Annotated in this window: 24 protein-coding genes and 2 pseudogenes; 15 read left to right on the forward strand and 11 right to left on the reverse strand. The window is 62.9% G+C overall.

Annotation, left to right across the window (positions count from 1 at the left end):
- Positions 1–161: 161 nt before the first annotated feature.
- From M1D43_RS24010 to M1D43_RS24020, 3 genes are all read left to right on the forward strand, one after another.
- Positions 162–1,091, forward strand: coding sequence for a sugar ABC transporter substrate-binding protein (locus M1D43_RS24010; protein WP_014527767.1), 930 nt, complete (start codon positions 162–164; stop codon positions 1,089–1,091).
- 186 nt (positions 1,092–1,277) lie between these two features.
- Complete coding sequence (locus M1D43_RS24015) at positions 1,278–2,819, forward strand: sugar ABC transporter ATP-binding protein (protein WP_498814296.1); 1,542 nt, start codon at positions 1,278–1,280, stop codon at positions 2,817–2,819.
- A gap of 96 nt (positions 2,820–2,915) precedes the next feature.
- Positions 2,916–3,941 carry an ABC transporter permease gene (locus M1D43_RS24020; RefSeq protein WP_003530546.1) on the forward strand — a complete coding sequence of 342 codons (1,026 nt, stop codon included), beginning with the start codon at positions 2,916–2,918 and terminating at the stop codon, positions 3,939–3,941.
- Between the two features lie 387 nt (positions 3,942–4,328).
- On the opposite strand, the gene M1D43_RS24025 is transcribed toward M1D43_RS24020, so the two are convergent.
- Positions 4,329–5,219, reverse strand: coding sequence for a LysR family transcriptional regulator (locus M1D43_RS24025; RefSeq protein ID WP_013850347.1), 891 nt, complete (start codon positions 5,217–5,219; stop codon positions 4,329–4,331).
- 169 nt (positions 5,220–5,388) lie between these two features.
- Between M1D43_RS24025 and M1D43_RS24030 the strand changes: the two genes are divergently transcribed.
- Entirely contained in the window at positions 5,389–6,288 is a 900-nt protein-coding gene (locus M1D43_RS24030; protein ID WP_122103581.1) for a DMT family transporter, read from the forward strand.
- Between the two features lie 88 nt (positions 6,289–6,376).
- Here the strand turns inward: M1D43_RS24030 and M1D43_RS24035 are convergent, their stop codons facing one another.
- On the reverse strand, positions 6,377–7,402 hold the full coding sequence (locus M1D43_RS24035) for a LacI family DNA-binding transcriptional regulator (protein WP_010976232.1): 1,026 nt from the start codon (positions 7,400–7,402) through the stop codon (positions 6,377–6,379).
- Between the two features lie 266 nt (positions 7,403–7,668).
- Between M1D43_RS24035 and M1D43_RS24040 the strand changes: the two genes are divergently transcribed.
- From M1D43_RS24040 to M1D43_RS24055, 4 genes are all read left to right on the forward strand, one after another.
- On the forward strand, positions 7,669–9,195 hold the full coding sequence (locus M1D43_RS24040) for a sugar ABC transporter ATP-binding protein (protein WP_010976233.1): 1,527 nt from the start codon (positions 7,669–7,671) through the stop codon (positions 9,193–9,195).
- Positions 9,196–9,272: 77 nt separating this feature from the next.
- Positions 9,273–10,283, forward strand: a complete 1,011-nt coding sequence (locus M1D43_RS24045; protein ID WP_003530558.1) for an ABC transporter permease — start codon at positions 9,273–9,275, stop codon at positions 10,281–10,283.
- A 65-nt stretch (positions 10,284–10,348) separates the two neighbouring features.
- Entirely contained in the window at positions 10,349–11,299 is a 951-nt protein-coding gene (locus M1D43_RS24050) for a substrate-binding domain-containing protein (protein ID WP_010976234.1), read from the forward strand.
- 324 nt (positions 11,300–11,623) lie between these two features.
- Positions 11,624–12,700 carry an ISAs1-like element ISRm21 family transposase gene (locus M1D43_RS24055; RefSeq protein ID WP_498814513.1) on the forward strand — a complete coding sequence of 359 codons (1,077 nt, stop codon included), beginning with the start codon at positions 11,624–11,626 and terminating at the stop codon, positions 12,698–12,700.
- A gap of 87 nt (positions 12,701–12,787) precedes the next feature.
- Here the strand turns inward: M1D43_RS24055 and M1D43_RS24060 are convergent, their stop codons facing one another.
- Positions 12,788–14,185: a sensor histidine kinase gene (locus M1D43_RS24060; RefSeq protein WP_010976235.1), complete on the reverse strand. Its 1,398-nt coding sequence runs from the start codon at positions 14,183–14,185 to the stop codon at positions 12,788–12,790.
- The gene (locus M1D43_RS24065; protein ID WP_003530564.1) at positions 14,182–14,859 is read right to left on the reverse strand and encodes a response regulator; all 678 of its coding nucleotides are present in this window, start codon (positions 14,857–14,859) and stop codon (positions 14,182–14,184) included. Before M1D43_RS24065 ends, M1D43_RS24060 begins: the two co-directional genes overlap by 4 nt.
- A gap of 77 nt (positions 14,860–14,936) precedes the next feature.
- Here M1D43_RS24065 and M1D43_RS24070 point away from each other — a divergent pair, with 77 nt between their 5' ends.
- From M1D43_RS24070 to M1D43_RS24090, 5 genes are all read left to right on the forward strand, one after another.
- Positions 14,937–16,004 carry an ABC transporter substrate-binding protein gene (locus M1D43_RS24070; protein ID WP_122103583.1) on the forward strand — a complete coding sequence of 356 codons (1,068 nt, stop codon included), beginning with the start codon at positions 14,937–14,939 and terminating at the stop codon, positions 16,002–16,004.
- Between the two features lie 234 nt (positions 16,005–16,238).
- Positions 16,239–17,183, forward strand: a complete 945-nt coding sequence (locus M1D43_RS24075; protein WP_003530569.1) for a Bug family tripartite tricarboxylate transporter substrate binding protein — start codon at positions 16,239–16,241, stop codon at positions 17,181–17,183.
- The gene (locus M1D43_RS24080; RefSeq protein ID WP_003530571.1) at positions 17,180–17,671 is read left to right on the forward strand and encodes a tripartite tricarboxylate transporter TctB family protein; all 492 of its coding nucleotides are present in this window, start codon (positions 17,180–17,182) and stop codon (positions 17,669–17,671) included. The genes M1D43_RS24075 and M1D43_RS24080 overlap by 4 nt, the downstream gene beginning before the upstream one ends.
- A 119-nt stretch (positions 17,672–17,790) precedes the next feature.
- Positions 17,791–19,308 (forward strand): tripartite tricarboxylate transporter permease, encoded by a 1,518-nt coding sequence (locus tag M1D43_RS24085; RefSeq protein WP_003530573.1) that lies wholly within the window; start codon positions 17,791–17,793, stop codon positions 19,306–19,308.
- Positions 19,309–19,452: 144 nt separating this feature from the next.
- Entirely contained in the window at positions 19,453–19,617 is a 165-nt protein-coding gene (locus M1D43_RS24090) for a hypothetical protein (RefSeq protein WP_003530575.1), read from the forward strand.
- A gap of 82 nt (positions 19,618–19,699) precedes the next feature.
- Here the strand turns inward: M1D43_RS24090 and M1D43_RS24095 are convergent, their stop codons facing one another.
- The 5 genes and pseudogenes from M1D43_RS24095 to M1D43_RS24115 all read right to left on the reverse strand — a co-directional run bounded on the left by M1D43_RS24095 (position 19,700) and on the right by M1D43_RS24115 (position 21,925).
- A complete protein-coding gene (locus M1D43_RS24095) occupies positions 19,700–20,044 on the reverse strand; it encodes a DUF6065 family protein (RefSeq protein ID WP_267899160.1) in 345 nt (114 codons plus the stop codon).
- A pseudogene (locus M1D43_RS24100) lies at positions 19,990–20,273 on the reverse strand (DUF6065 family protein). Before M1D43_RS24100 ends, M1D43_RS24095 begins: the two are co-directional and overlap by 55 nt.
- 28 nt (positions 20,274–20,301) lie before the next feature.
- Positions 20,302–20,430: pseudogene (locus M1D43_RS24105) on the reverse strand (DUF6065 family protein); the annotation flags it as partial.
- The gene (locus M1D43_RS24110) at positions 20,403–20,837 is read right to left on the reverse strand and encodes an autotransporter domain-containing protein (RefSeq protein ID WP_017269304.1); all 435 of its coding nucleotides are present in this window, start codon (positions 20,835–20,837) and stop codon (positions 20,403–20,405) included. The gene M1D43_RS24110 and the pseudogene M1D43_RS24105, both read right to left, overlap by 28 nt.
- A gap of 53 nt (positions 20,838–20,890) precedes the next feature.
- Complete coding sequence (locus M1D43_RS24115; RefSeq protein ID WP_003530581.1) at positions 20,891–21,925, reverse strand: glutamine synthetase beta-grasp domain-containing protein; 1,035 nt, start codon at positions 21,923–21,925, stop codon at positions 20,891–20,893.
- A gap of 563 nt (positions 21,926–22,488) precedes the next feature.
- Here M1D43_RS24115 and M1D43_RS24120 point away from each other — a divergent pair.
- The gene (locus tag M1D43_RS24120; protein ID WP_010976240.1) at positions 22,489–22,674 is read left to right on the forward strand and encodes a DUF2735 domain-containing protein; all 186 of its coding nucleotides are present in this window, start codon (positions 22,489–22,491) and stop codon (positions 22,672–22,674) included.
- Between the two features lie 19 nt (positions 22,675–22,693).
- On the opposite strand, the gene M1D43_RS24125 is transcribed toward M1D43_RS24120, so the two are convergent.
- Complete coding sequence (locus tag M1D43_RS24125; RefSeq protein WP_010976241.1) at positions 22,694–23,368, reverse strand: HAD family hydrolase; 675 nt, start codon at positions 23,366–23,368, stop codon at positions 22,694–22,696.
- Positions 23,369–23,520: 152 nt separating this feature from the next.
- Positions 23,521–24,585 (reverse strand): glycosyltransferase family 2 protein, encoded by a 1,065-nt coding sequence (locus tag M1D43_RS24130; RefSeq protein WP_010976242.1) that lies wholly within the window; start codon positions 24,583–24,585, stop codon positions 23,521–23,523.
- A 479-nt stretch (positions 24,586–25,064) separates the two neighbouring features.
- Here M1D43_RS24130 and M1D43_RS24135 point away from each other — a divergent pair, with 479 nt between their 5' ends.
- Complete coding sequence (locus tag M1D43_RS24135; RefSeq protein WP_014527762.1) at positions 25,065–26,540, forward strand: mannitol dehydrogenase family protein; 1,476 nt, start codon at positions 25,065–25,067, stop codon at positions 26,538–26,540.
- Position 26,541 lies beyond the last annotated feature (1 nt).

Genomic DNA, 26,541 nt, shown 5'->3' on the forward strand with positions numbered 1-26,541 from the left:
TACATATTCCGTAATATCAAAACTCTGGTTTGTTTGTTCCGTTTTGATTGGAGGTGCAGCGGGAGTGCCGCTTCCGGTCGAAGACTGGACGCGATTTCGGGAAGAAGATCGCGTTCCCGGCTGAAGAAGGTGTGGCCGGCACCAAGTGGAGGAGAAGAACAATGAAGAAATTTTTCCTGGGCACTGCGATGGCCGTCTTGATGTCGACGGCCGCGCATGCGGAGACTATCGGCGTGTCGATGGCGCTCTTTGACGACAACTTCCTGACGGTGCTGCGCAGCGGGATGCAGGAATATGCAAAGACGCTCGACGGCGTCGAGCTGCAGGTCGAAGACGCGCAGAACGACGTCGCGAAACAGCAGAGTCAGATCCAGAACTTCATCGCCGCGGGGGTCGATGCCATCATCGTCAACCCGGTCGACACCGATGCGACTGCCGCCATGTCGAAGATCGCTGCGGATGCCGGCATTCCGCTGGTCTATGTCAACCGCGAGCCGGTGAACGTCGATACGCTTCCGGACAAGCAGGCCTTCGTGGCGTCGAACGAACAGGAATCCGGCACGCTGCAGACCAAGGAAATCTGTAAGATGCTGGGCGGCAAGGGCAAGGCCGTGGTCATGATGGGCGAGCTCTCCAACCAGGCTGCCCGCATGCGCACCAAGGACATCCACGACGTGATCGCGACCGAGGAATGCAAGGGCATCGAGATCGTCGAGGAGCAGACCGCGAACTGGTCGCGCACCCAGGGCTCGGATCTCATGACGAACTGGCTTTCCGCCGGCCTCGAATTCGACGCCGTCATCTCCAACAACGACGAAATGGCGATCGGCGCAATCCAGGCGCTGAAAGCGGCCGGGCGCTCGATGGACTCCGTCGTCATCGGCGGCATCGACGCGACACAGGATGCGCTCGCCGCCATGGCGGCCGGCGATCTCGATGTGACGGTGTTCCAGAATGCCGCCGGCCAGGGCAAGGGCTCAGTCGATGCCGCCCTTAAGCTCGCCAAGGGCGAGCCGGTTGAAAAGAAGGTCTACATTCCCTTCGAGCTCGTCACGAAGGATAACCTGGCGCAATATCAGACGAAGAACTGATCGTTCGCTGCATGGGGCGCGGCAAAGCCGCACCCCCGCTTACAAAGAGTCATGGGGCGCGGTCATCCCGCGCTCCCTTTGAGGGCCGCGCATCTTATCGGCCGAGCCTGCAAGGCCGAAAGGGGAGGCATGTTCCGCACGCCGCGTGGACATTCCGGTTGAACCGGAACATGGGAGGCTACCAGAATGACACTCAGTCCCACGACAATGGCAGCCGTGCGCGCCAGCGGCGCCGTTCCGAAATCCGAATACCTTCTGACTGCCGAGGGCGTTCGCAAGCAGTTTCCGGGTGTCGTTGCGCTCGACGACGTGGAGTTCAAGCTGAAGCGCGGCACCGTGCATGCGCTCATGGGCGAGAACGGAGCCGGCAAGTCGACCTTGATGAAGATCCTCGCCGGGATCTATTATCCCGACCAGGGCGAGGTGAAACTCAGGGGCGCCGGCATCCGGCTGAAGTCGCCACTCGACGCACTCGAGAACGGCATCGCCATGATCCATCAGGAACTGAACCTGATGCCTTTCATGACCGTCGCCGAGAACATCTGGATCCGCCGGGAACCCAAGAACCGTTTCGGTTTCGTCGATCATGGCGAAATGCGCCGCATGACGGCAAAGCTCTTCGAGCGGCTCAAGATCGATCTCGATCCGGAGATCGAGGTCCGTCACCTCTCGGTCGCCAACCGCCAGATGGTCGAGATCGCCAAGGCGGTCTCCTACGAGTCCGACGTGCTGATCATGGACGAGCCCACCTCGGCGCTCACCGAGCGCGAGGTCGCGCATTTATTCGAGATCATCCGTGACCTGCGCTCGCAGGGTATCGGCATCGTCTACATCACCCACAAGATGAACGAGCTGTTCGAGATCGCCGACGAGTTCTCGGTGTTCCGCGACGGCAAATATATCGGCACCCACCTCTCGAACGAGGTCACCCGCGACGACATCATCCGCATGATGGTCGGACGTGAAATCACCCAGATGTTCCCGAAGGAGGAGGTGCCGATCGGCGACGTGGTGCTGTCGGTGAAGAACCTGACGCTCAACGGCGTCTTCCGCGACGTCTCCTTCGATGTGCGCGCCGGCGAGATCCTCGGCGTTGCCGGCCTCGTCGGATCCGGCCGCTCCAACGTCGCCGAGACGCTCTTCGGGGTCACGCCGGCGAGCTCGGGCACGATCGCGATCGACGGGAAAGAGGTCGTGATCGACAGCGCCAACAAGGCGATCCGTCACCGGATGGCGTTTCTCACCGAGGATCGCAAGGACACCGGCTGTCTGCTCATCCTCGACATTCTCGAAAACATGCAGATCGCCGTGCTGCAGGACAAATTCGTCAAGCGCGGCTTCGTCAGCGAGAGGGAAGTCACTGCCGCCTGCGAGGAGATGAGCCGCAAGCTTCGGGTCAAGACGCCGAACCTGCAGGAGCGCGTCGAGAATCTCTCGGGCGGCAACCAGCAGAAGGTGCTGATCGGCCGCTGGCTGCTCACCAATCCGCGCATCCTGATCCTCGACGAGCCGACGCGCGGCATCGATGTTGGCGCCAAGGCCGAAATCCACCGCCTGGTGACCGAACTTGCCCGCAACGGTGTCGCGGTCATCATGATCTCGTCGGAAATGCCGGAAGTGCTCGGGATGAGCGACCGGATCATGGTGATGCACGAGGGCCGGGTCACCGGCATTCTCGACAGGGCGGAAGCCACCCAAATCAAGGTCATGGAGCTTGCGGCGCGATAGGGCGGGATGAGGAAAAGTGTAAGGTTTTCCGCCCGCATTCCGCTCTGACCTTTGGAACCGATCAAGGCGAACTGCCGACCGCAGGGAGGAAAGAAGATGAATACCAATGTCGCAGCACAGGGCACGGGCTCGTCCCTCGCCCGCTCGAGACGGCGCATGCCGCCCGAGCTCAACATCTTTCTGGTGCTGATCGGTATCGCGCTCGTCTACGAGGTTCTCGGCTGGCTCTTCGTCGGCCAGAGCTTTCTGATGAATTCGCAGCGCCTGACGATCATGATCCTGCAGGTGTCGGTGATCGGCATCATCGCCGTCGGCGTCACGCAGGTCATCATCACGGGCGGCATCGACCTCTCGTCAGGCTCGGTCGTCGGCATGACCGCGATGATCTCGGCGAGCGTCGCGCAGGCCTCCACCTGGCCGCGGGCGCTCTATCCGTCACTGACCGACCTTCCGGCCATCGTACCGATCGGCCTTGGTGTCGGGATCGGTCTGCTCGCCGGCTTCATCAACGGCCAGCTCATCGCCAGGACCAAGATCCCGCCCTTCATCGCCACGCTCGGCATGATGGTGTCGGCCCGCGGTGTCTCCAAGTGGTACACGAAGGGTCAGCCGGTCTCGGGTCTCACCGAGCAATTCAACTTCATCGGCACGGGCATCTGGCCGGTGATCGTCTTCCTCGTCGTGGCGCTGATATTCCACATCGCGCTGCGCTACACCCGCTACGGCAAATTCACCTACGCGATCGGCGCCAATGTCCAGGCCGCGCGCGTCTCCGGCATCAATGTCGAAGCCCATCTGGTGAAGGTCTATGCGATCGCCGGCATGCTTGCGGGCCTCGCAGGCGTGGTCACCGCCGCCCGCGCCCAGACGGCGCAGGCCGGCATGGGCGTCATGTACGAACTCGACGCGATCGCCGCGACCGTCATCGGCGGCACGTCGCTCACAGGCGGCGTCGGCCGTGTCACCGGTACGGTGATCGGCACGGTGATCCTTGGCGTGATGACGTCAGGCTTCACCTTCCTCCGGGTCGACGCCTACTACCAGGAGATCGTCAAGGGCATCATCATCGTCGCTGCTGTCGTTGTCGACGTCTATCGCCAGAAAGGCCGGAAAAAGACGTAAACATACTGCTCCTCCAAGCAAAATTATCGGCCGGTGATGAAGGAATTCATCCCGGCTTTTTTCTTTCCTCGCCAACGCTTTGAGCCGTGATATTCTCGTGAATGACATATGCTCGTCTTGCAACGCAGCCCCTTCGACTCTGGGCTGGCTCGTAGGTCGCCGATAGACTATATGGCAGCATGCAAAACTATCGGAGAATTACCATGTCGTCGCAGCGCCAGCTTGCGAAGCACAGCCGGCCCGGGTTCATGTTCCAGCTCTGGAGCGCGATGCTAAGCGTCCATACCCGCGAAGCGGCCTCCCTCTTCCGGTACCGCGTGCGATAAACCACTTACGGTAAGGTGCCTGACTGTCTTCCGTCCGGAGCGCTTATTTTCAAAGTGAGACTTAGCTCGCGAGAACCAGCCCTCCGTAGCGACTGATTTCGTTTTCGATTTCAGCGACCAGCGTATCTAGCGCGGAATTTCTCACCTTTCGGGCGCGGCGGGCGACATATGCCAAAGCAGGCGGCGTGGGCAAGCGTTCGGTGACGATCTGCATTTCGGGGCGCAGATGACGCCCGCTCAGAAGTGCTACACCCATGGCCGAAGTGACCGCGGCAACGATACCAGCAGCGCTTGCACATTCGAATACGGTTTCAAGAACCACTCCGCCGTCCTGTCCGATGTCGAGCGCCCATCTTCGATAGAAACATTCGTCGTCGAAGGACAGGAAGGGAATCGGGCCCTGCTGCGGCAGTGACAGCTGCGGGTGCTTGACCCAATGGAGCTCCTCCCGGAACAGAACGACGTCGGTCGGCCGGACTTCATGAGCGAAAACCTGCAGGATCGCGGCGTCTAGCTCCCCCCGCTCCAGCATCGCTCGCAGGACTAGACTCATGCGGACTTTGGTGCGGACGGCGACATTCGGATGCAGTCGGCGAAATCTCCCCAATATCCGCGCGAGGTCGCTGCACGCCGTGTCTTCGGTCAAACCGAGCGCGATGCGTCCTTCAAGTGACGCTTTCGATAAGCTCAGAAGCGCTTCGTCATGCAAGCCGAGGATTTTCCCGGCATAATCCAGCAAATCCTCTCCGGCTGCGGTAAACATCGCTCCGCCCGGGCTCCGGCCGAGCAGGTCACAATCGAGGCTCGTCTCGAGCCGTTTGATCTTGTGGCTGACGGCAGACTGCGACAGGCCCAGGGCCTCGGCCGCGCGGGTTATCCCGCCGTGACGCCGGATCGCCCACAAGGCGCGCAGCGCATCGATTTCCAAACGTCGGCCGTTGAACTCTTTCATTGCGGTCCCAGTCATGAAAATTGCGAAGACGATGCGGCTTAAGCTGCCATTTGGCAAGAACGCATTAGCGTTGCGGCCAAACTGTCATGCGGTGATCGAAATTTGTCATGTGCAAACGGAACCTCCGTTGCCTATGGCTGAGTGGCAAACCACATGACCTGAGAACGCGATGACCCACCAGCCCATCTCGCTATCCGCTCCAAGACATCACCGTCTCCTTTGGCCGATGATGGCAACGCTCCTGGTCGTCGGCTGGAGCTCCGGTTTCGTCGGCATTCGCTATGCCAGCGAAGAGGCAGGTGTCATGCTGGTTCTGTTCTGGCGCACTCTTCTATCGGGAGTGATCCTGCTGCCTTTCGCACTGACCATCGGTCCGCTGTTGCGGATGCGTGGGATTGCGGAGCAGATGCTGTTCGGTGTGATGTCCGTATTTTTGTACCTTGGTGGCTTTGCACTTGCCATCGAGCAGCGGGTGCCGACGGGGCTGGTCGCCCTCATCTCCGACCTCTTACCGTTGGCGATTGCCGCCCTGTCGCAACCCGTTTTAGGTGAACGCCTGAGCGCGCGACAATGGTTTGGGACGGCGATTGCGGTTTTCGGCGTGCTGATCGTCTCGTTCGACAGCCTCAGTTTCGGTGCGGCCGCCCCCTTGTGGGCATATGGGTTGACAGTCGGTTCGATGCTGGTTTTTGCCCTTGCCTCGGTTCTACACAAGCGGCGGCGAACCCAGAACATGCCCGTGCACCAGAGCCTTTGCATCCACACCCTGACCGGTTCGGTGCTGTTCGGGCTGTGCGCCATGATGCAAGGCGATCTCGCCCCGCCCCTTACGCGCGCTTTCGCCGTGGGAATGGTGTGGCTGGTGCTGATCGCAACCTTTGCCGCCTATTCGATCTATTACACGAGCCTGCGCCTCTTCCCGGTGGCTCAGGTTAGCGCAGCGATCTACCTCAGTCCGCCTGTTACCATGCTCTGGGCTTGGGCTCTGTTTTCCGAACCGTTGACTGCGGCCACCTTCATAGGCCTGACGGTGACGCTGGTGGGCGTCTGGATGACGTCGCGCAGCTGAGACCGTCCGGAGATCCTGAGCCTGCACCTCCAGAAGGTAAGATAGACCTTCGGGAACGGTTCATTGTTTCAGTGAACGGTGCAGGCCTCTAAGCCCACCGAGGAGACGGCGCCGAAACGGAATTGCGCACCACCAGATCGGGCCTCAGGAAGATTTCCGTTTCGGCGGGGCGCCGGTCGGAGAGAAGCTCCAGCAGAAGCGCCATGGCGTGTTTGCCGATCAGGGTGCGCGGCTGACGGATCGTGGTCAGGGCCGGCGTCATGAATGTCGCCTGAGGCACGTCGTCGAAGCCTGTCACCGAGAAATCGCGCGGTATGTCATAGCCGCGTGCCTTCAGCCCGATCATCACTCCGAGTGCCGTCTGATCGTTGACGCACATGAATGCCGTCGGCAGCGTGTCGCGAACGAAGAGCCGCTCGACGGCAGCCCTGCCGCTCTCGAGCGTGCCATCGCCCTCCTGGACCAGCCTAAGTTCCGCCGGCACCCCCGCCGCATCGAGGCCCGCATCATAGCCGGAGCGGCGCCGCTTATAGGCAAGACGGGTTCGCGAATCGCCGATGAAAGCGATCTTGCGATGGCCTTCGGCGATGAGGAGATCGACCACCTTGCGGGCGCCCTCGACATCGTCGACACCCACATAGGGTATGCCGCCGTTGAAGACGGGCTCGAAGATGCCGACGCTCGGCGGCAGCCGCGCCGCTATCGTCTCGTGGCCGAAGGGCAGGATGCCGGTAAAGAGGATCAGACCCGCCGCCTGGTTGGAGTTAAGAAACTTCAGATATTCGACCGCGCGCTGGGCGTCGTTCTGGGTATGGCCGATCAGCACGCCGTAGCCGTGCGACCGTGCCTCGTTTTCGAGGCCGACCAGAATACTAGAAAAGTTCGGATCGCCGATATCAGGAGCGACGACCAGGATCATGTTCGAGCGGCCGAGGCGCAGGCTGCGTGCCATGGCATTGGTGGTGTAACCGGTGATCGCGATCGCCTGGTTGACCTTCAGCCGCGTGGATTTCGCAACCTTCTCCGGGTTGTGGATTGCCCGCGATACCGTCGCGATCGAAACTTCAGCGATCCTAGCGACGTCTTCGATGGTTGCGGGCGTGGAATCCGACACTGCGCTCTGCCTTGCGTCTCCCTACTGCATGTTTCCCCAGATCCCGATTCAAGGATAAAACAAGCAGCCAATTCAATCTGCTGCGGCCTTTGCGTGTCCGATAAGAACGCGCGGCGCTGTACACGGCGGGACACTACACACACCGCGGGCAACGTCAAAGGCGACCGGGCAAATTCCTGTGTATGTCTTTATGTAAACCTTTACATCGAGAGTGTAAAGGTTTACATGACGTCCGTTGGCGGTCGGGAGCCGCAAGGGGGAAATCGATGAATCCGGAGACGGTCGACGCCGCGCGCGTCGTGCTGGAGGCACGGCGGATCAGCAAGTCGTTCAGCGGCGTGCAGGTGCTCTTCAGTGTCAATTTCGAGCTTCGCGCCGGCGAAATCCACGCCCTGATGGGCGAGAACGGCGCCGGCAAGTCGACGCTCGTCAAGATTCTCTCAGGTTTCGAGCAGCCGTCCTCGGGCGAGGTCCTGCTCGACGGCCAGCCGGTAACGCTTCCTGCTAACGGTGCGGCCGAAGCGCTGGGCATCGTCATCATCCACCAGGAATTCAATCTTGCCGAACACCTGACTGTTGCCGAAAGCCTGTTTCTCGGTCGCGAGGTGACGCGTTTCGGCGTGCTCGACCGCAAGTATATGCGCGCGGAGACGCGCCGGGTTCTCGATCTGCTTGGCTGTCATGTGGACGCGAACGCGCTGATCGGCAGTCTTTCCATTGCCGAAAAGCAGATGGTCGAGATCGCCAAGGCCATCAGCCGCGACGCGCGGATCGTCTTCATGGACGAGCCCACGGCCGTTCTATCCCGCGAGGAGACCAACTTCCTTTTCCGGCAGGTCCGCAAGCTGCGCGACCGGGGCACGAGCTTCGTCTTCGTGTCGCACAAGCTCGACGAAGTCATCGAACTGACCGACCGCGTGACGGTACTGCGCGACGGGCAGTGGGTGAAGACTGCCGCGACTTCGATGCTCGACGGCGAGTCGATCGCGCAGCTCATGGTCGGCCGCGAAATGTCGAGCCTCTTTCCCGCCAAGAAAGAGCCGAACGTCGACGAAGAGGTCGTGCTGCGTGTCGACGCCGTCTCGACCGACTATGTCCAGGACGCCCGCTTCGAGGTGCGCAAAGGCGAAATCCTCGGCTTTTCGGGTATGATCGGCTCCGGCCGCACCGAACTCATGGAGGCGGTCGCCGGCCTCAGGCCCCGCCTGTCGGGCGAGGTGACGATCCGTGGAGAGACCGTGCCCTCCGGCGACGTGCACGCGGCCAACCGGCGCGGTCTTGCCTACATGACCAAGGACCGCAAGGCGAAGGGCCTGCTGCTCAATTCCGGCATGACCGCGAACCTGACCTTGCAGTCGCTCGGCCGGCATGCCCGCATCGGCTATCTCAGCCCGGCGAGCGAGGCGGCTGCGCTCAAAAGAGCCCGCCGCCGCTTCGACATCCGCGTGCGCGACGGCAACGTCGTCGCCAGGCGCATGTCCGGCGGCAACCAGCAGAAGCTGCTGCTCGCCAAGGTGATGGAAACGGAACCGGACATCATCATCATCGACGAGCCGACACGCGGCATCGACGTCGGCACCAAGCAGCAGATCTATCATTTCATCTCGGCGCTCGCGCGCGACGGCCGCTCGATCATCGTCGTCTCTTCCGAAATGCCTGAGGTCATCGGGCTTTGCACCAGGGTCGCGGTGATGCGCGAGGGACGCATCGTCGGCATGCTCGAAGGAGACGAGATCTCCGAGCAGGAGATCATGCGCTACGCAGCCGGGCTGAAGAAAATGGCTGCGGCCTGACCGGCTTGGACGCGCGGCGAAGGCAGGCACAGGAAAAGGAATTCCCCCGGGCTCCGGGGCGGGAGGTTGATCTGGACATGAGCGTGAACGAGGAAAGCATCCAAAGCACAACACACCGCCGGACCTGGCGGGACGTCGATCTCAGGGCCGTGGCGCCGTTTGCCGCGCTTGCACTGCTGTTGATCGTCGGTGCCATGGTCAACCCCAACTTCATCAGTCTCAACAACCTCGCCAACGTCGCCACCCGCAGCGCCTTCATCGCCATCATCGCGGTGGGCGCCACCTTCGTCATTTCCGCAGGCGACCTCGACCTTTCCGTCGGCTCGATGGTCGCCTTCGTCGCAAGCCTGATGATCCTGTTCATGAATTCCGGCGTGATCGCCGATCCGGCACTGATGCTCACGGCCGCGGTCCTTTTTGCGGTCGTCGCCGGTAGCGTCTGCGGGCTCGCCAACGGGCTGATCACCACGGTCGGCAGAATCGAGCCCTTCATCGCGACGCTCGGCACGATGGGCATCTATCGCGGCCTTACCACCTGGCTGTCGCAAGGCGGCGCCATCACCCTGCGCGAGCCGGAATTACAGGAGCTCTATCGCCCGGCCTATTTCGGCAGCATTCTCGGCATGCCGGTGCCGATCGCGATTATCCTCGCGGTCACCGCCGTCGCCGCCTTCATCCTTTATCGCACGCGTTACGGCCGGCACGTGGTCGCGGTCGGCTCCAACAGCGACGTGGCCCGTTATTCCGGCATCGCCGTCAACCGCGTGCGCACCATCGCCTTCGTCATCCAGGGACTCTGCGTCGCCGTCGCCGTGCTGCTCTACGTGCCGCGCCTCGGCTCCACCTCGGCCACGACCGGCATCCTCTGGGAACTGCAGGCCATCACCGCCGTAGTCGTCGGCGGAACGGCGCTCAAGGGCGGCGCGGGCCGCGTCTGGGGCACGATCTGCGGTGCCTTCATTCTCGAATTGGTCGGAAACATCATGCTCTTGTCGAACTTCATCAGCGAATACCTGATCGGCGCGATGCAAGGTGCGATCATCATCATCGCGATGCTTGTCCAGCGCTCGCTGGTACGCAAATCGTGACCAGGCCGGATCTAGGGCGATCCGGCCACATCAACCACGACCTAGAATTATTGGGAGGAAGACGCATGCGAAAGGGATTAATGGGCTTTGCCGCCGTCGCGATGATGGCACTGACGAGTGCAGCCCATGCACAAGACAAGAACGTCACGATCGGCGTGTCAATCCCGGCGGCCGACCATGGCTGGACCGCCGGTGTCGTGTTCCATGCCGAGCGCGTTGCCAAGCTGCTCATGGAACAGCATCCGGGCCTCAACGTCATCGTCAAGACCTCGCCGGACCCGGCGAGCCAGGCCAACGCCGTGCAGGACCTCGAAACGCAGGGGATCGACGCCCTCGTGATCCTGCCGACCGACCCCGATCCGCTGGTCAACGCCATCAAGGAAGTCAAGGGCAAGGGCACCTTCGTTGCCTTGGTGGACCGCGCGCCCTCGACCAACGACAACAGCGTGCGGGACCTCTATGTCGCCGGTAACAACCCGGCACTCGGCCAGGTCGCCGGCGAATACATCAAGGCCACAACTCCGGAAGCCAAGGTGGTCGTCATTCGCGGCCTGCCGATCCCGATCGACCAGCAGCGTCAGGACGGCTTCGACAAGGGCATCGCCGGCTCCAAGGTCGAAATCCTGGACCGCCAATACGGCAACTGGAATCGCGATGACGCCTTTAAGGTTATGCAAGACTACCTGACCAAGTATCCGCAGATCGACGTCGTTTGGTGCCAGGATGACGACATGGCCGTCGGCGTGCTGCAGGCGATCGACCAGGCCAAGCGCACCGACATCCAGTATGTGGTCGCCGGAGCCGGTTCGAAGGACATGATCAAAAAGGTCATGGACGGCGACAAGATGATCCCGGTCGACGTGCTCTATCCGCCGGCAATGGTCGGCACCGCACTTGAAATGACCGTTGCCAACTTCTACGGCCAGGTCCCGGTTCGCGGCACCTACACGATCGATGCGACGCTGGTGACCAAGGAAAACGCCAAGGACTTCTATTTCCCCGACTCGCCGTTCTGATCGGACGCCGGAGCTAGTGAAGATACGGCCTGCCTGAGGCTTTCCTCGGGCGGGCCGTTTGATGGCCTTTATACAACGGGCTACCCCCTCTGCCCTGCCGGGCATCTCCCGCGCAAGGGCCCCGCAAGGGGGGAGATTGACAAGGGGCGAACTCCCGCTCCCTCGATGTACCTTCGTTTCGGCGCGTGCTGGCTTAACTCGAGGCACCGCTTTGCTTCTGGCCGATCTCCCCCCTTGCGGCAGGGGAATCGCATATAGCGAATAAGTGGTTGTTTTGTTGCGGCAAATCGATTCATGAAGTCCTCCGCTGCCTTGGAGGTCTCGATGAGTAGATTTGCCGCTTGCTTTGAAGATTTGCCAGATCCGCGCGGTCGCAATGCGCGCCATCCGTTGACGTCGATCCTGTTCATTGCCGTTGCGGCGATTGTCTGCGGTGCGGAAAGCTGTACCGATATGGCCGATTTCGGTGTCGCCAAGAAAAAATGGCTGAAGACAATCGTGCCGCTGCCCTATGGCATTCCCAGCCATGACACCTTCTCCACAGTCTTCCGCCATCTCGATCCGGATGCCTTTGACGCGGCCTCTCGCCGTCTCACGGCGAGCTTTGCGCAGGGTCTCGAAGGGGTGGTAGCGATCGATGGCAAGGCGGTGCGCGGTGCCTACCGGCGCGCCGCCAAGGCCACCCCACTCCACCTCGTCAATGTCTGGGCTGCCGGTCCCGGTCTGGTCATTGGCCAAAAGCTCGCGCCGGGCCGCAATGAGGTGCAAGGGGCTCTCGACGCGCTCGCGCTGCTGGCACTGGAGGGCTCTATCGTCACCGCCGATGCCCTGCATTGCCGGCCCGACACCGCCCGCGCCATCCTCGCCGCCGGCGGCGATTATGCTCTGGCACTGAAGGCCAACCAGCCCGGCCTCTTGGCCCAGGCGCTCGCCCGCATCGAGGACGCCGACCACGTCGAGAGCATCCAGATTGCAGCCGAGACTGCCCATGACCGCATCGAGACACGCCGCGCCAGCGTTGTGGCTGCCGGCGATATCAACTTTCCGGGCCTGCAGGCCATCGGCTGCGTCGAGACCACAAGCCGTCATACCAACGGCCATTTGACCAGCCATGTCCGCTACTTCCTGCTCTCCACCACCATGTCGCCGAGCGCGCTGATCGAGGTTGTAAGAACCCATTGGCAAATCGAAAACAACCTGCATTGGGTTCTGGATGTCCACTTCCGCGAGGACGCCGCCAGAAACCGCAAGGACAACGGCCCGCAGAACATTGCGTTCTTGCGCAAGATCGCTCTCAACCTCTTGCGATCGCACCCCGACAAGGCCTCCATCCGCCGGAAAATTAAAAAGGCGGGCTGGGATGACGAATTCCTCACTTCTCTTATCGCTCATATGCGATAGCCCTGCCCCTTGCGGGGAGATGCCCGGCAGGGCAGAGGGAGTGCCCGTGGGCACTCCCGCCGCCGACCCGATATGCCGCGCCACCGCTCACCCCGCCGGAAACGACGCCACCACCTTTAACCCGCGACCGCCGTCACCCTCCTCCAGCCGCATGGTCCCGCCGTAAAGCGCGGCGATTTCCTCGACGATCGGCAGGCCGAGTCCGGTACCGGGGGCTTCCTCGCCGCCGCGCCGGAAACGCTTGAGCGCCGCCTCGCGCAGCTCCGGCGGAATGCCCGGGCCGTTATCCTCCACTTCCAGCAGGACCGAGTGGTCTCGGCTCTCGACGCGCACGGTCACCTCCGCCCCGCGGCCGGCATAAAGCAACGCATTGCCGATGAGGTTCTTCAGGAGTTCGCCGACAAGCAGAGGCTCGGCGCGGATCCAGTGCTCGCCCTCGCCGGCAAAGCCGAGGTCGATGCCGGCTTCGCCCGCCGCCGGCACGTGGTCCGCCGTCACGGCGCGGGCAAGCCCGCCGAGCTCGACCCGCTCCAATCCCCGTGCCTCGTCTCTGCCCGCGGCATCGATCTTCGCCATCAGCAGCAGTTGAGCGAGAATGCGCTCGGCATTGGCGACGGCTTCGTCCGCCTTCATCGCCGCCGCCCGGGTTTCTTCGATCGTCGTCGCCCGCTGCGCAAGCGCAAGCTGCGTGCGGATGATCGCGAGCGGAGTCCTGAGCTGATGGCTGGCATTGCCGGTGAAGTGCCGCAGCGCATCGAGGGCCGATTGCAGGCGGACCATGAAAGAGTTCACGGTATCGACGAGCCCCTGGACTTCGTTCGGCACCTGCTCGCGGATCGGATGCAGATCGTCCGGACTGCGCTCCGCGATCGCATCGCCAAGCCGATAGAGCGGCCTCAAGGAAAAGGTGACGGCGACCCAGACGATCATCGCCGCGCCGGCGATCATCAGCCCAAGGCGCAGGGCCGAGCGGATGATGATGGTCTGCGCGAGCTGGCGCCGGGCGATCGTCGTCTCGGCGACGGTGACGACGAAGGGAACGGAATTGACCCCGGTCGAGGCGGAGCGTCTGAGTGCTGCGACGCGGATAGGTTCGCCGCGAAAGACGGCATCTGCGAAGCTCGTCCATTGACCGGTGCTTTCGGAGAGCGAAGGCAGGGTCTGATAACCGGTGATGAACTCGCCGGGCGGGCCGTCCACCCGATAAAACACCCGGTCCTGCGCCGCGGATGTCAGCATCTCGAGCGCGACATAGGGGATATCGACCTGCAACGAGCCGTCTTCGGCCACGACCACGCGCTCGGCGATCGCCAACGCCGATCCGGCAAGCACGCGGTCCGAGACGGCATTCGCCGTCTTGATGGCTTCCCGGTAGGTATCCGCCAGTGCGACGACGCCGATCACCGCTGTCGAGATCAGGAGCCAGCCGAGCAGCCTGCGCCGCAGCGAATAGACGACCTTTCTCATTCCGGGGACGGCCTTCATTCGGGACCGGCCGTCTTGTCGAGATAATACCCGATGCCGCGGGCGGTGCGGACGGTCAACCCGAAGGGCGCCAGCCGCTTGCGCAGCCGGCTCACATATTGCTCGATCGCATTGGGACTCAGATCGTCGTCCAGGCCCGTCAGCGATTGCACGATCGCGTCCTTGGCGACGACCTTTCCGGCGCGCATGAACAAAAGCTCGAGAAGACCGAGTTCGCGCGCCGGAATTTCGATCGGCATGCCTGCCGAGGAGAAACTCCGCGAGGTGAGGTCGAGCGAGACATTGCCATAGCTGACGACGGAGGCTCGCAACCCCGCCTGCCGGCGCAACAGGACCCGCACCCGCGCCTCGAACTCGCCGATATCGAAAGGCTTGATCAAATAATCGTCGGCGCCGAGGTCGAGTCCCTTGACCCTCTCCTCGGGCGTGCCGCGCGCCGTCAGGATGAGAACCGCCGCGCGGTTTTGGCGTGCCCGCATGGCACGCAGCACGTCCAGTCCATCCATCTCCGGCAGATTCAAATCGAGGATCACCAGATCGAAGCTTTCGGCCGCGGCAACCGCATGCGCAGACGCCCCGTCGCTCACGACGTCGACGGCATAGCCGCTGCCCCGCAGAAGCGTCGAAAGACCCTCCGCCAGGGCCCGATTGTCCTCAACCAGCAAGATACGCAATATCGCCTCTCCCCGGGATCACTCTATCGGTCGCGAGCTTGCTTGTGAACGGCAGCGCTCTCAGGCATTGTGAATTCATGCGGTTCTTGATTTCTTTCGGTTTTTTGTTCCTGTCGGGCGCGCTCGCCGAGGCCGCGCCCACGTTCTTCCCGGCGCTCTCCGGTGACGGCGCCGCACCGGTCCTGACCGTCTATTCCTCGCTCGACGAACCCTTGGCGAGACCGATGATCGACGGCTTCCAGAAGGCCAATCCGGATGTCGCGGTCCGCTACGAGGACATGCTGACCGGCGAGATCTACGACAGGATCGTCAAGGAGACCGATGCCGGCGAGAAGACCGCCGATTTCGCCTTTTCCTCCGCCATGGACCTGCAGGTCAAGCTCAGCAATGACGGTTATGCGCAACGCAGCGACCTGCCGATGAGCGGACTCTGGCCGGCCTGGGCGAACTGGCGCAACACGGCTTACGCGCTCACCTTCGAGCCGGCCGTCTTCGTCTACCACAAGCCGAGCTTCAGGAACGAGCGGCCGCCGGCCACGCGGGCCGAATTCGTCGACTATCTCAAACGGAAGGGAAACGCCGTCTTCGGCCGCATCGGCACCTACGATATCGAACGCTCCGGAGTCGGCTTCCTCTTCATGTCGCGCGACCAGGAGCAATTTGGCGACATCTGGACGGTGATCCGCACGATGGGGGCGGCCGGAGTGAAGCTTTATTCGACCAGTCAGGCAATCCTGGAGAGGATTTCGGACGGGCGCTTCGTGCTCGGGTACAACATCCTCGGTTCCTATGCGGCCGACTGGGCATCGCGGCATCCGGATGTCGGCATCATACTCCCGAAGGACTATACGGTGGTCATGTCGCGCATCGGGCTGGTGCCGCAGGCGGCAGCCGCCCCGGAACTCGGCCGCCGCTATCTCGAATTCTTCATGTCGAAGGAGGGCCAGACGATCATGGCACGCGAGTTGCAGATCCCGGCGGTCAGTCCCGAAGTCGTCGGCGAGAACACCGCGAACACCATGAGGGAAATGCTCGGAGGTCAGTTGAAACCCGTACCGGTCAGTCCCGGACTGATGGTCTATCTTGACCAGGTCAAGCGGGCGAGGCTGATTGCCCGCTGGAACGAGATGCTGCGCCTGCAGTGAACAATAGGCAGGCAAACAAGTCATTTACGCGAAGCGGACTTGATGTCAGGTTAATGTCAGCTTTCTATGTTGCTTAAGGTCGCCGGCGAACCGTGGAGGCGGACCGCCGGCAGCGTATCGGGAGGATTCACCAGTCCGGTCTAAGGTCGCCGTCGATGTCGACCAGCCGCTTCTCCCCTTCGCGAACGATAATCAACGTGCGCGTGACGAAGCGCGCCTCACGGAGGACCGACCTTGAAACACTTCTTCCTCGCATCCATTCTCGCCGGCGCAATTGCTCTGCCGGCCTATGCCGCCGACTACACGATCATCGCGCCGGCCAATCCCGGCGGCGGCTGGGACCAGACCGCCCGCTCGCTGCAGACCGTCATGCAGCAGGAGGGCATTTCCGGCAACGTGCAGGTCCAGAACGTTCCGGGCGCCGGCGGCACGATCGGCCTTGCCCAGTTCGCCAGCCAGCAGAAGGGCAACCCGAACGCGCTCCTCGTCGGCGGTTACGTGATGGTCGGCGCCATACTCACCAACAACTCGCCGGTTACCCTCAAGGACGTGACGCCGATCGCGCGGCTTACGGGCGAATACGAGGCGATCGTCGTTCCCGCCGCCTCCGAGATCCAGACGATGAAAGACCTCGTCGAGGCGCTGAAGAAGGATCCGGGCGCGGTTTCCTGGGCAGGCGGCTCGGCCGGCGGCACCGACCACATCGCGGTCGGCCTGATCGCCAAGGCCGCCGGTGTCGATCCGACCAAGATCAACTACATCGCCTATTCCGGCGGCGGCGAGGCGCTTGCCGCGATCCTCGGCAACCAGGTAACCGCCGGCATTTCCGGTTACGGTGAATTCGAGTCCCAGGTGAAGGCCGGAACGCTCCGCCTGCTCGCCGTCTCCAGCGCCGAGCGCCTCGAGGGTATCGACGCGCCGACGCTGAAGGAATCCGGCGTCGACGTTGTCGTCGAAAACTGGCGCATGGTCGCCGCTGCCCCGGGCCTCACGGAAGAACAGAAGGCCGCAGTCTCCGCCGACATCGAGAAGCTTGCCAAATCCGCAGGCTGGCAGGAAGTGCTGAAGACCAAAGGCTGGCAGGACACCTATCTCGCCGGCGCCGCCTTCGACGAGCAGCTCGCCAAGGACATTTCCGCCACGGAAACCGTCCTGAAGGACATCGGACTGGTCAAATGAACAAGGGCAACAACCCTTCCGCCGACACGCGCCGCCCCGACCGGGCGGCGCTGGTCATCGCCGCCGTTCTGGCAGCAATCGCCGGTGTGATCTTCTGGGACGTGTCGCGCCTGAGCGGCCTTGCCGGCTACTCGCAAGTCGGGCCAATGACAGTGCCCTATGCGATCGCCTGCTGTCTCATCGCGCTTGCGGTCTGGACGGCGGTCGAAGCCTGGCGGGGCGACTTTCCCGAACGTGAGCACCAGCGCGCGGGTCCGGTTGTCTGGATCGTCGCCGGGCTTGCGGCGCAGATGCTGCTCTTGAACACGCTCGGCTTCTCGATCGCGACCGGTATTCTCTTCGCCCTCACGGCCCGCGGCTTCGGCAAACGCAAATTATGGCTGACCGTGCCGATCGGCATCGTGTTCAGTTTCATCGTCTGGGCTATCTTCGCCAAGCTCCTGCAATTGTCGCTGCCCGCAGGGCCGCTTGAACGCCTGTTCTTCTAGAGCGGAATGAGAAAAAGTGCGTGCGGTCTGCCGCCCGCGTCCCGCTCTTAACCTATCAGATCGATCACGTTCATGATTTTAGGTCGATCCTAGCGCCGTGATCTAAAGAGGCCGACGACATGGGTACTTTCGATTTCCTGTTGCAGGGGCTGCTGGTCGCTGCCCAGCCGATGAACCTTCTCTACGCACTCATCGGCGTAACGCTCGGCACCGCCGTGGGCGTGCTGCCCGGCATCGGCCCCGCATTGACCGTCGCACTGCTCCTGCCGGTCACCTATCAGCTCGATCCGGCCGGGTCGCTCATCATGTTCGCCGGCATCTATTATGGCGGCATGTATGGGGGTTCGACCACGTCGATCCTGCTCAACACCCCCGGCGAAAGCGCCTCGATCGTCACCGCGCTCGAGGGCAACAAGATGGCGCGCGCCGGCCGCGGCGGTCCGGCGCTTGCCACGGCAGCCATCGGCTCCTTCGTCGCCGGCCTCATCGCCACGCTCGGATTGGCCTTTATTGCGCCCTACATCGTCAAGCTGGCGCTCGTCTTCGGCCCGCGCGAATATTTCGCGCTGATGGTGCTCGCCTTCGTCACCGTCTCCTCCGCTTTCGGCGACTCGACGCTTCGGGGGCTCACCTCGCTCTTCATCGGCCTGACCCTTGCCTGTATCGGCATCGACCAGCTGACCGGCCAGGCGCGCCTCTCCTTCGGCGTGCCCGACCTCCTCGACGGCATCGAGGTGACGACTCTCGCCGTCGCCATGTTCGCGATCGGCGAGACGCTGTTCATCGCCGCGCAAGGCGACCGCGGCCCGGACAAGGTGGAAGCGGTCAGGGGCTCGGTCTGGATGAGCGCCACGGATTGGGCGCGCTCCTGGAAGCCGTGGCTGCGCGGCACCTTCATCGGCTTTCCCATCGGCGCCATGCCGGCCGGGGGCGCCGAGATCGGCACTTTCCTCTCCTATGCAGCGGAGAAGCGACTGACCAAACATCCGGAGGAATTCGGCAACGGCGCCATCGAAGGCGTGGCTGGCCCGGAAGCCGCCAACAACGCATCCGCTGCGGGGACGTTGGTGCCGCTCCTGACGCTCGGCCTGCCGACCACGGCGACGGCTGCGATCATGCTCGCCGGTTTCCAGCAATACGGGCTGCAGCCGGGACCGCTGCTTTTCGCCACCAATCCCCAGCTGGTCTGGGGTCTGATCGCCAGCCTCCTCATCGCCAATTTCATGCTGCTCGTCCTCAACCTGCCCCTGATCGGGCTCTGGGTGAAGCTATTGACGATCCCGAAGCCTTGGCTCTACGCGGGCATCCTGCTCTTCGCGACGCTCGGCACCATCGGCGCCAATCCGTCGGTCTTCGAGCTCGGCATGCTGCTGGCCTTCGGCCTTCTGGGCTACGTCATGCGCGTCTTCGGCTATCCGATCGCGCCGGTGGTCGTCGGGCTGATCCTCGGGCCGCTCGCCGAGCAGCAGCTCCGCAGGGCACTCTCGATCAGCCAGGGCGACATCACCGTGCTCTTCACGTCGCCGATCGCGGCCGTGCTCCTGGTGATCGCCGCGCTCGCGCTGGTCGTGCCGCTGATCCTGAGGGCCCGCGGCCGCGGCGAAGTGCTCGCACAACTCGCCGCCAGCGAAGACTGAGCGGCTTCTCACGATTTGGCAGGTCGGTTACCGCCGTTCGGGCCTGCTTTCGCTGCATGGCTGGGCTGAGGTTCTGTGCATTGCAAAACAACCCTGCCGGGCCCATCTTTTGCTCATCGAATAGAAAACGAAAGCGAGCAAGAGATGACCAGCAAGAACCGCATGGGCTTCATCGGCCGCGCCTTCGCCGTGCTCGGCGCCGCAACCGCTGCTGCCGCCGCCGTTGAAGGCCATCGCCGTCCCAAAGCACAGGATCTCCGCACCCTCGGCATCGATCCGGCAGCCTTCCCGGACAACCGCCGGGGCTGACCTGCCGGGCGTCCAAGCCCCAAGCCGGAACAGGATCGCGTCGCCATAAGGCGACGCCCCCTCCGCTTGGGAACTGCGACCGTCAGCCGAACGGCTTCAGCTTCAACCGGCTGCGATGATCCTCCGGCCCGTTACGCCCGGCCGGGCACACTCCGCGGAAATACGACTTCTGCCACTTTTCCCGTACCGCATCGGAGTTCGGATCGTTCAGCCCCCTATTGAAGCTGTTCCGGCTGCCCGACCACGCTTTATACTCGCCTTCGAGCTCCGGATTTTCCGACAGTTTGCGCATTTCCGGCGTGACGGCCTCGAGCCCGCCGCGCGAAACAGGAAAGATGTGACAGATCGGCTCGCCCGCTTCGAAAGGGGCGCCTAGTGCCCTGCCCGGGTGAACCGCCAGTTCATGGTGAATGTGTAGGGCGACCAATCCGTCTCGATGATACCGTCAGCGCTGCGATGCCGTCCTTCGGCCTGTTCAACGGTCCCGTCACGAATAGGTCGGTTCCGCTGTCCGTCTTGAACAGGCAGGGCATGTGAAAGGTCAGCGTACCGCTTCCGAAGTGGCTGACGGCCGGCGCATGCGTGCCCGGATCCGGTCGGTTGCGAACGGCATTCTCCCGTTCGCCCCGTCCCACACCGCGGAAAACCGGCCGCATTCAGAATTTCCCACCCATGCGCATTCGCGATATTAAAGGGCGGGCAGCGATAGGCAAAGCGCTGGTTTGTCCCGTTCATCCACTCCCGCTCCAGGGGAGCGGGGCGGATGGTCATCTCATGTCCGTCGATCACATAGGCCCCGGTCCGAGCACCCATCCATTGTCGAACCTGAACGGGTAACCCGCCTCGACGGAAAAGGCGACAGAGTTCCCGGATGTGTCGGCCCCGATGCCCCGGTCGGAGCTCAAACCCCCATCGAGCCATGAGTACATTCCTATACTGTCCACATACCAGCCGTCCTCGCCGATATGGGTCCAATAGGCGCCGATCGAACTCGCATGGAGGTCGATCGAGCCCACCTCGAACTGCAGTCTCCCGAGAGTATTGCCTCCGTTCGAGCCCGAAGTGCCGGTATAGGCATCGTACAGCCCAACACGATCCTGGCTTCCGTCGTCGTGCAGGGCGCCGATCAGGTCCTGACCGGCTTGAAGTCCCCATAGCTCTCCCGAGAAGGAATGGGAATTCGCAAATAAAAATGGCGCCGGCAAACTGGCCGGCGCCACGAAGATTTTACGGTCCCGCGCGCTTTAAGGTCACGCGGACGTCCGGCAAGAAATCAAGCGACCTTGGCAACCGCCGTCGGCACGCTCGAGATCGTCTTCAGGATGACCGAAGCGATCTGGTAGGGGTCGCCCTGGGAGTTCGGGCGGCGATCTTCGAGATAGCCGCGATAGCCGTTGTTGACGAAGCTGTGCGGAACGCGAATGGAGGCGCCGCGGTCGGCCACGCCGTAGCTGAACTTGTCCCACGGCGCCGTCTCGTGCTTGCCGGTCAGGCGCAAGTGGTTGTCCGGGCCATAGACGTTGATGTGGTCGTGCAGGTTCTTCTCGAAGGCTGCCATCAGCGCTTCGAAATAGTCCTTGCCGCCGACTTCGCGCAGATAGGCAGTCGAGAAGTTGGCGTGCATGCCGGAGCCGTTCCAGTCCGTGTCGCCGAGCGGCTTGCAGTGGAACTCGACGTCGATGCCGTATTTCTCCGTTAGGCGCAGCAGAAGGTAGCGCGCCAGCCAGACTTCATCGGCAGCCTTCTTGGAACCCTTGCCGAAGACCTGGAATTCCCATTGGCCCTTGGCCACTTCGGCGTTGATGCCTTCGTGGTTGATGCCCGCGGCCAGGCAGATGTCGAGATGCTCTTCGACGATCTGGCGCGCGATGTCGCCGACATTCTTGTAGCCCACGCCGGTGTAGTACGGGCCCTGCGGCGCCGGATAGCCCTGCTCCGGGAAGCCCAGCGGGCGGCCGTTCTTGTAGAAGAAGTATTCCTGCTCGAAGCCGAACCAGGCGCTTTCATCGTCGAGAACCGTTGCACGGGTATTCGACGGATGCGGCGTCTTGCCGTCCGGCATCATGACCTCGCACATGACCAATGCGCCATTCGTGCGGACCGGATCGGGATAGACGGCAACCGGCTTCAGGACGCAATCGGAGCTGCGCCCTTCGGCCTGCTGCGTCGAGCTGCCGTCGAAGCCCCAGAGCGGAAGCTGCTCGAGCGTCGGAAACGCGTCGAATTCCTTGATCTGCGTCTTCCCGCGGAGATTTGGGACGGGCGTGTAGCCATCGAGCCAGATGTACTCGAGCTTATACTTGGTCATTAGCGAATCTCTCTAACGTGGTGCTGCATGGTTTGAGCAAATCCTGCCGGGTTCAGCGCTACACACGCCCAACCGCCAGGGATCGATTACCCTGAAGCATCAAGCGTGCCAGTTGGGCGGCTGGAGAGACTCTTTTTTCGGCTTAAGGCACCGCGGCGACGCGAATCGGCGGGGACGCACCCCGCGGACGCAGCCGGAAAGAATCGTCGGCATTGCTGCGCAAAGCCCGGCATTTCTCCGCGGTTCGGGGCCGGCCTGGGTAGAAAAACATGCAGCAATTCAAATCGATACCGCGGTCTCCTCGCTTCCGGAAAGGTGGCTGGAGGCGCCTCTCCTGCGCATCCTTTTCGGCGTCCGCGGCCTGAAAATTCCTGCCCAAAAATTATTGAGCAGGCGCCGCTGCCTAAAAAATCGCACTCGCGGCCGTTGCATCAGTAAATGCGTCGGAGAATGCTCGCAATTCCGGCACGGAATTGAACGAAATTTCGGCAATTCGCGTAAATCATGTGCAAATCCCGCCTGGTTGCACTATGTTTCTCCCAGAACTCACGGGAGACCAGAGCATGGCCACAAGTCTTTACGGCAAGTCTGCGACGATCCTGAAGTTTCCGGCCGCTGTGTCGCGGAAGGCCGAGGAGCGGCGTTCCGAAGCCCAGCGCAAACTGGATCTCGCACCGTCGGACGTGTGCGCCGCCGTCGATGGCTGCTGGTATCACGAAGAAGCCCTGAGCGACGAAACAAAGCACTGAGCGGGGCGGTTATTCCCGCTCACCGTCGCCCGCCGACCTCGTCGATGTGGTGCAGCATGTCGGCCGGGTCGTCGAAAATGCGGTAGGCACCGGCTTGCCGCAGTTCCTCATGTCCGTAGCCTCCGCTCAGCAAGCCGATGGCCAAGGCACGGCAGCGCACCGCCGCCAGCATGTCCCAGATACTGTCGCCGACCACCACTGCCGTCTCGATCGGAGCGCCCAGCTGTTCGGCGGCGGCGAGAAAGAGATCCGGATCGGGCTTGGCATATTTGACGACGTCTCGTGTCACGACCGGCACTACGGCCGGATCGACGCCGAGAGCGGCGAGATTGACGGCGGCGGTCTCCATCCGCCCGCTCGTGGCGATCGCATAGGAGATCTTCGCATCGGTGAGCCAGGTTAGAAGCTCGCGCGCGCCGGGCAACGGTCTTATACTGTCCGCCTGCCGCCTGTAGGCCTCGGCGTGGCGCTGACGCAATCGCGCAACCCTGTCACCGCTGATTTCCATGTTCGTTTCGCGCAGGAGCTGGTCGGTGAAGAGGCCGCCGCTCATGCCGATCTTGCGATGGATGCGCCAGACCGAAAGGTCGATCCCTTCTGCGTCGAGGGCTTCCTTCCAGGCAAGCACGTGCTGGTAGACGCTGTCGACGAGTGTGCCGTCCAGATCGAACAGGAAGACGGGTTCGATGCGCATGCTCTTTCTCCCGGTAACGGCCTTCGCGCGTCCGATCGGACGCGGGCCATGGCGCCGTCACCTGCCGAAATATGGGTCAGGTTTCGCAGCCGAACAGACAGCCTGCCTACTTTTCCTTTGTGAACCTTGATCGCGTCTGCGTGCAAGTGCAACTATCCCATCGCATGGCGGATGGTTCTCGAAATCCGGGTGAGGAAAGCCGGCCGCGAGGAAGCGACGAGCTTCCATGAAAGGACCGCCTGCGCCATGCGCCGCGGTAGCAGCCCGACGGAGACGAACCAGGCTGCCAGCATGGCACGACGGCGCAGCGAGACGTTCATCTGCATGCTGGCGACGGCACCGTGAGCGGCGAGGCCGAGCCTCGAATCCGCAGCCACCGGATGGCGCCCGCCGTCCACGCAGAGGGATGCAAGACGCTCCTCCAGATGCACCGGATCGCGCAGGTTCGCTTTGGGCGAAACCGATAGACCGACATCGGCCGCCTGTTCGTTGAGGGCATGCAGCCGGTGAAAATCGTGCTCCACCCTCCAGCGCGCCCTCTGCCCGAGTTTTTCGGCGAAGACGGAATGATTGCTGCCGTGCATCCGGTAGGCGCCGAGGCAGGCTTCGAGCGACGTCACCTTTCCGTAGAGCGGGGCGAGCGTGACAAGGTAGCCGTCGGCACCCTGCCGGAACTCGGCTTCCGGAACCGGCATGATGACATCGAGAGCCGAGCGTGCAAAGGCCAGTCCGCTGGTGACCGTCGTCTGGTATCGTGCGCGGCGCGCCAGTTGCGGCGTTACGTCACCGGAGTCGAACGGGACCTCCGGAGGCGGGAAGATGTCCTTGACGCGCAGGTCCTCGTCCACGAGGTGCAGCCGGAACTGCATCTGGGCCGTGTCGTCGCTCCATTGAGCAAGCAATTCGGAAACGGCCGCCGGGTAAAGATAGTCGTCGGCGTCGAGGAAGAGAACGATCGCCCCACGACTTGCCGCAAAGCCGGTGTTGAAAGCAGCTGCGTGACCGCCATTTTCCTCCCGCAGGCGGGCCTTGATCCGCCCGCCGTAGGACGCGATCACCTCCGCCGACCCGTCGGTCGACGCATCGTCTACGACGATGACTTCGACCTTCGCGTAGTCCTGGTCGAGGGCACTGTCGATCGCGCGGCTCAGGAACCGCGCATAATTGTAATTCGCAATGATGATGGAGACAGGAAGATGGTCTCGGATGGAATGCATCGCAGTGAACCTCGCTTTTCGGCTTTGGTCGCGGCGAACCTTCTCATGCAGGTCCTTGAGGGTGATGCCCGTCCCGAAAGCACAGCCTCTCGGGCTGCGGTGAAGACAACGGCGCAGTTGCGCCGGGGCGGGCGGCGAAGATCGTGCTCGATCATGCGTGAGCCTCCCCAGTTTTGTGGCATTTGAGTGACCGCCGCAGCGGCGGCACGCCGTTCTGCAGCCTTACCGTGCCGATGATCGAGTTTATGCCCTGATAGGCAGCAAAGTGACCTCGGTTGACGCGCCTCCGGCGGCTGATATACCAGCTTTACAGCCAAAATGACGCAGGGAGGAAGCCGCGTGGATGCCAGACACCCCAAATACGTGACGGTGATTGCCACGCGATTCACGGCGCGAGGCGCAACATTGCAGCCCGCGAACGCGATGCCGGTCGCAGGCACAGGACAAGCAGGCACAGGACAAGCAGGTCCCGGAAAAGGATGGGCCTTCTGATGCGGCTTTCGAGAAAGACGATCGACCGCCTGCCGCGCACCGTCAAAAGGCCCCATTACGACCTCGGGACAGTCACCGTCGGCATCGTCCACCTCGGCATCGGTGCCTTTCATCGCGCGCACCAGGCCGTCTACACCGATGGGCTGCTCTCCGAGGATCCGTCCTGGGGCATCTGCGGCGTCTCGCTGCGCAGCCCGGAGACGCGCGACGCGCTTCATCCGCAGGACGGGCTCTACACCCTCGCCGTCCAGGACGGCGAAGGCTCCGACCTCAGCGTGGTCGGCAGTGTCGTCGAGCTCCTTTGCGCGCCGGACGACCCGGAAGCCGTCCTTCGCCGCATGGCGGATCCCGGCACACGGATCGTGTCGCTGACGATCACCGAGAAGGGCTATTGCCATAACCCGGCAACCGGCACGCTCGACGAAGGCCACCCGGACATCGTCCACGACCTCGCAAACCCCGCGCGGCCGCGATCTGCGATCGGCTTCATCGTCGAGGCGATTTCGCGCCGCGTCAGCGCCGGTATCGCACCCTTCACGCTGCTCTCCTGCGATAATCTTCCGGGGAATGGCCATGTCCTGAAGCGTATCGTCACGCAGTTCGCGGAAGCGCGCGAACCCGCCCTCGCCGCCGTCGTCCGCAACGTCGCGTCGCCTTCGACCATGGTGGATCGCATCGTTCCGGCCACCACCGACAGCGACCGGAGCGCGGTCGCCTCGGCAATGGGGGTCGAAGATGCTTGGCCGATCATGACCGAACCCTTCCGGCAATGGGTGATCGAGGAGGATTTCCCGCTCGGCCGCCCGGCCTGGGAAAAGGCGGGAGCGCTCTTCGTCCAAGACGTCTCCGCCTTCGAGTTCATGAAGCTCCGGCTTCTGAACGGAAGCCATTCCACCCTCGCCTACCTCGGCTATCTCGCCGGTGCCGAGACCGTGGCGGACGCCATGGCACTTCCGGGCATGGAAGCGTTGGTCGAAGGGTTGATGCGCCACGAGGTGAGCCCCACCCTTCCGCAACTGCCCGGCTTCGACCTTCCGGCCTATCGGGCCGAACTCCTTCAGCGCTTTCGCAATCCGGCGCTTCGCCACCGCACCTGGCAGATCGCCATGGACGGTTCGCAGAAGCTGCCGCAGCGCCTCCTCGGCTCGATCCGCGACCGCTTGCAGGCAGGGGCCGGCTATGACCGGCTGGCGCTCGGGGTTGCCGCCTGGATGCGCTATGCGCGCGGCCTGGACGAGGCGGGCCGTCCCATCGACGTGCGCGATCCGCATGCTGCCCGGATCGCCGCGCTTGTGCAGGGAATTGACGAGCCGGATCGCATCGTCGATGCCTTTCTGACGATGACGGACGTCTTCGGCACGGATCTTCCGGCGAGCGCCCCATTTCGCGCCGCGCTGATCAAGGCGCTGGATGGACTCCTGCGGATCGGGGCGGCGGCAACGCTGCGAAGCTTTCGGCGGTAAG

The sequence above is a fragment of the Ensifer sp. R1-3 genome, from assembly GCF_056739175.1.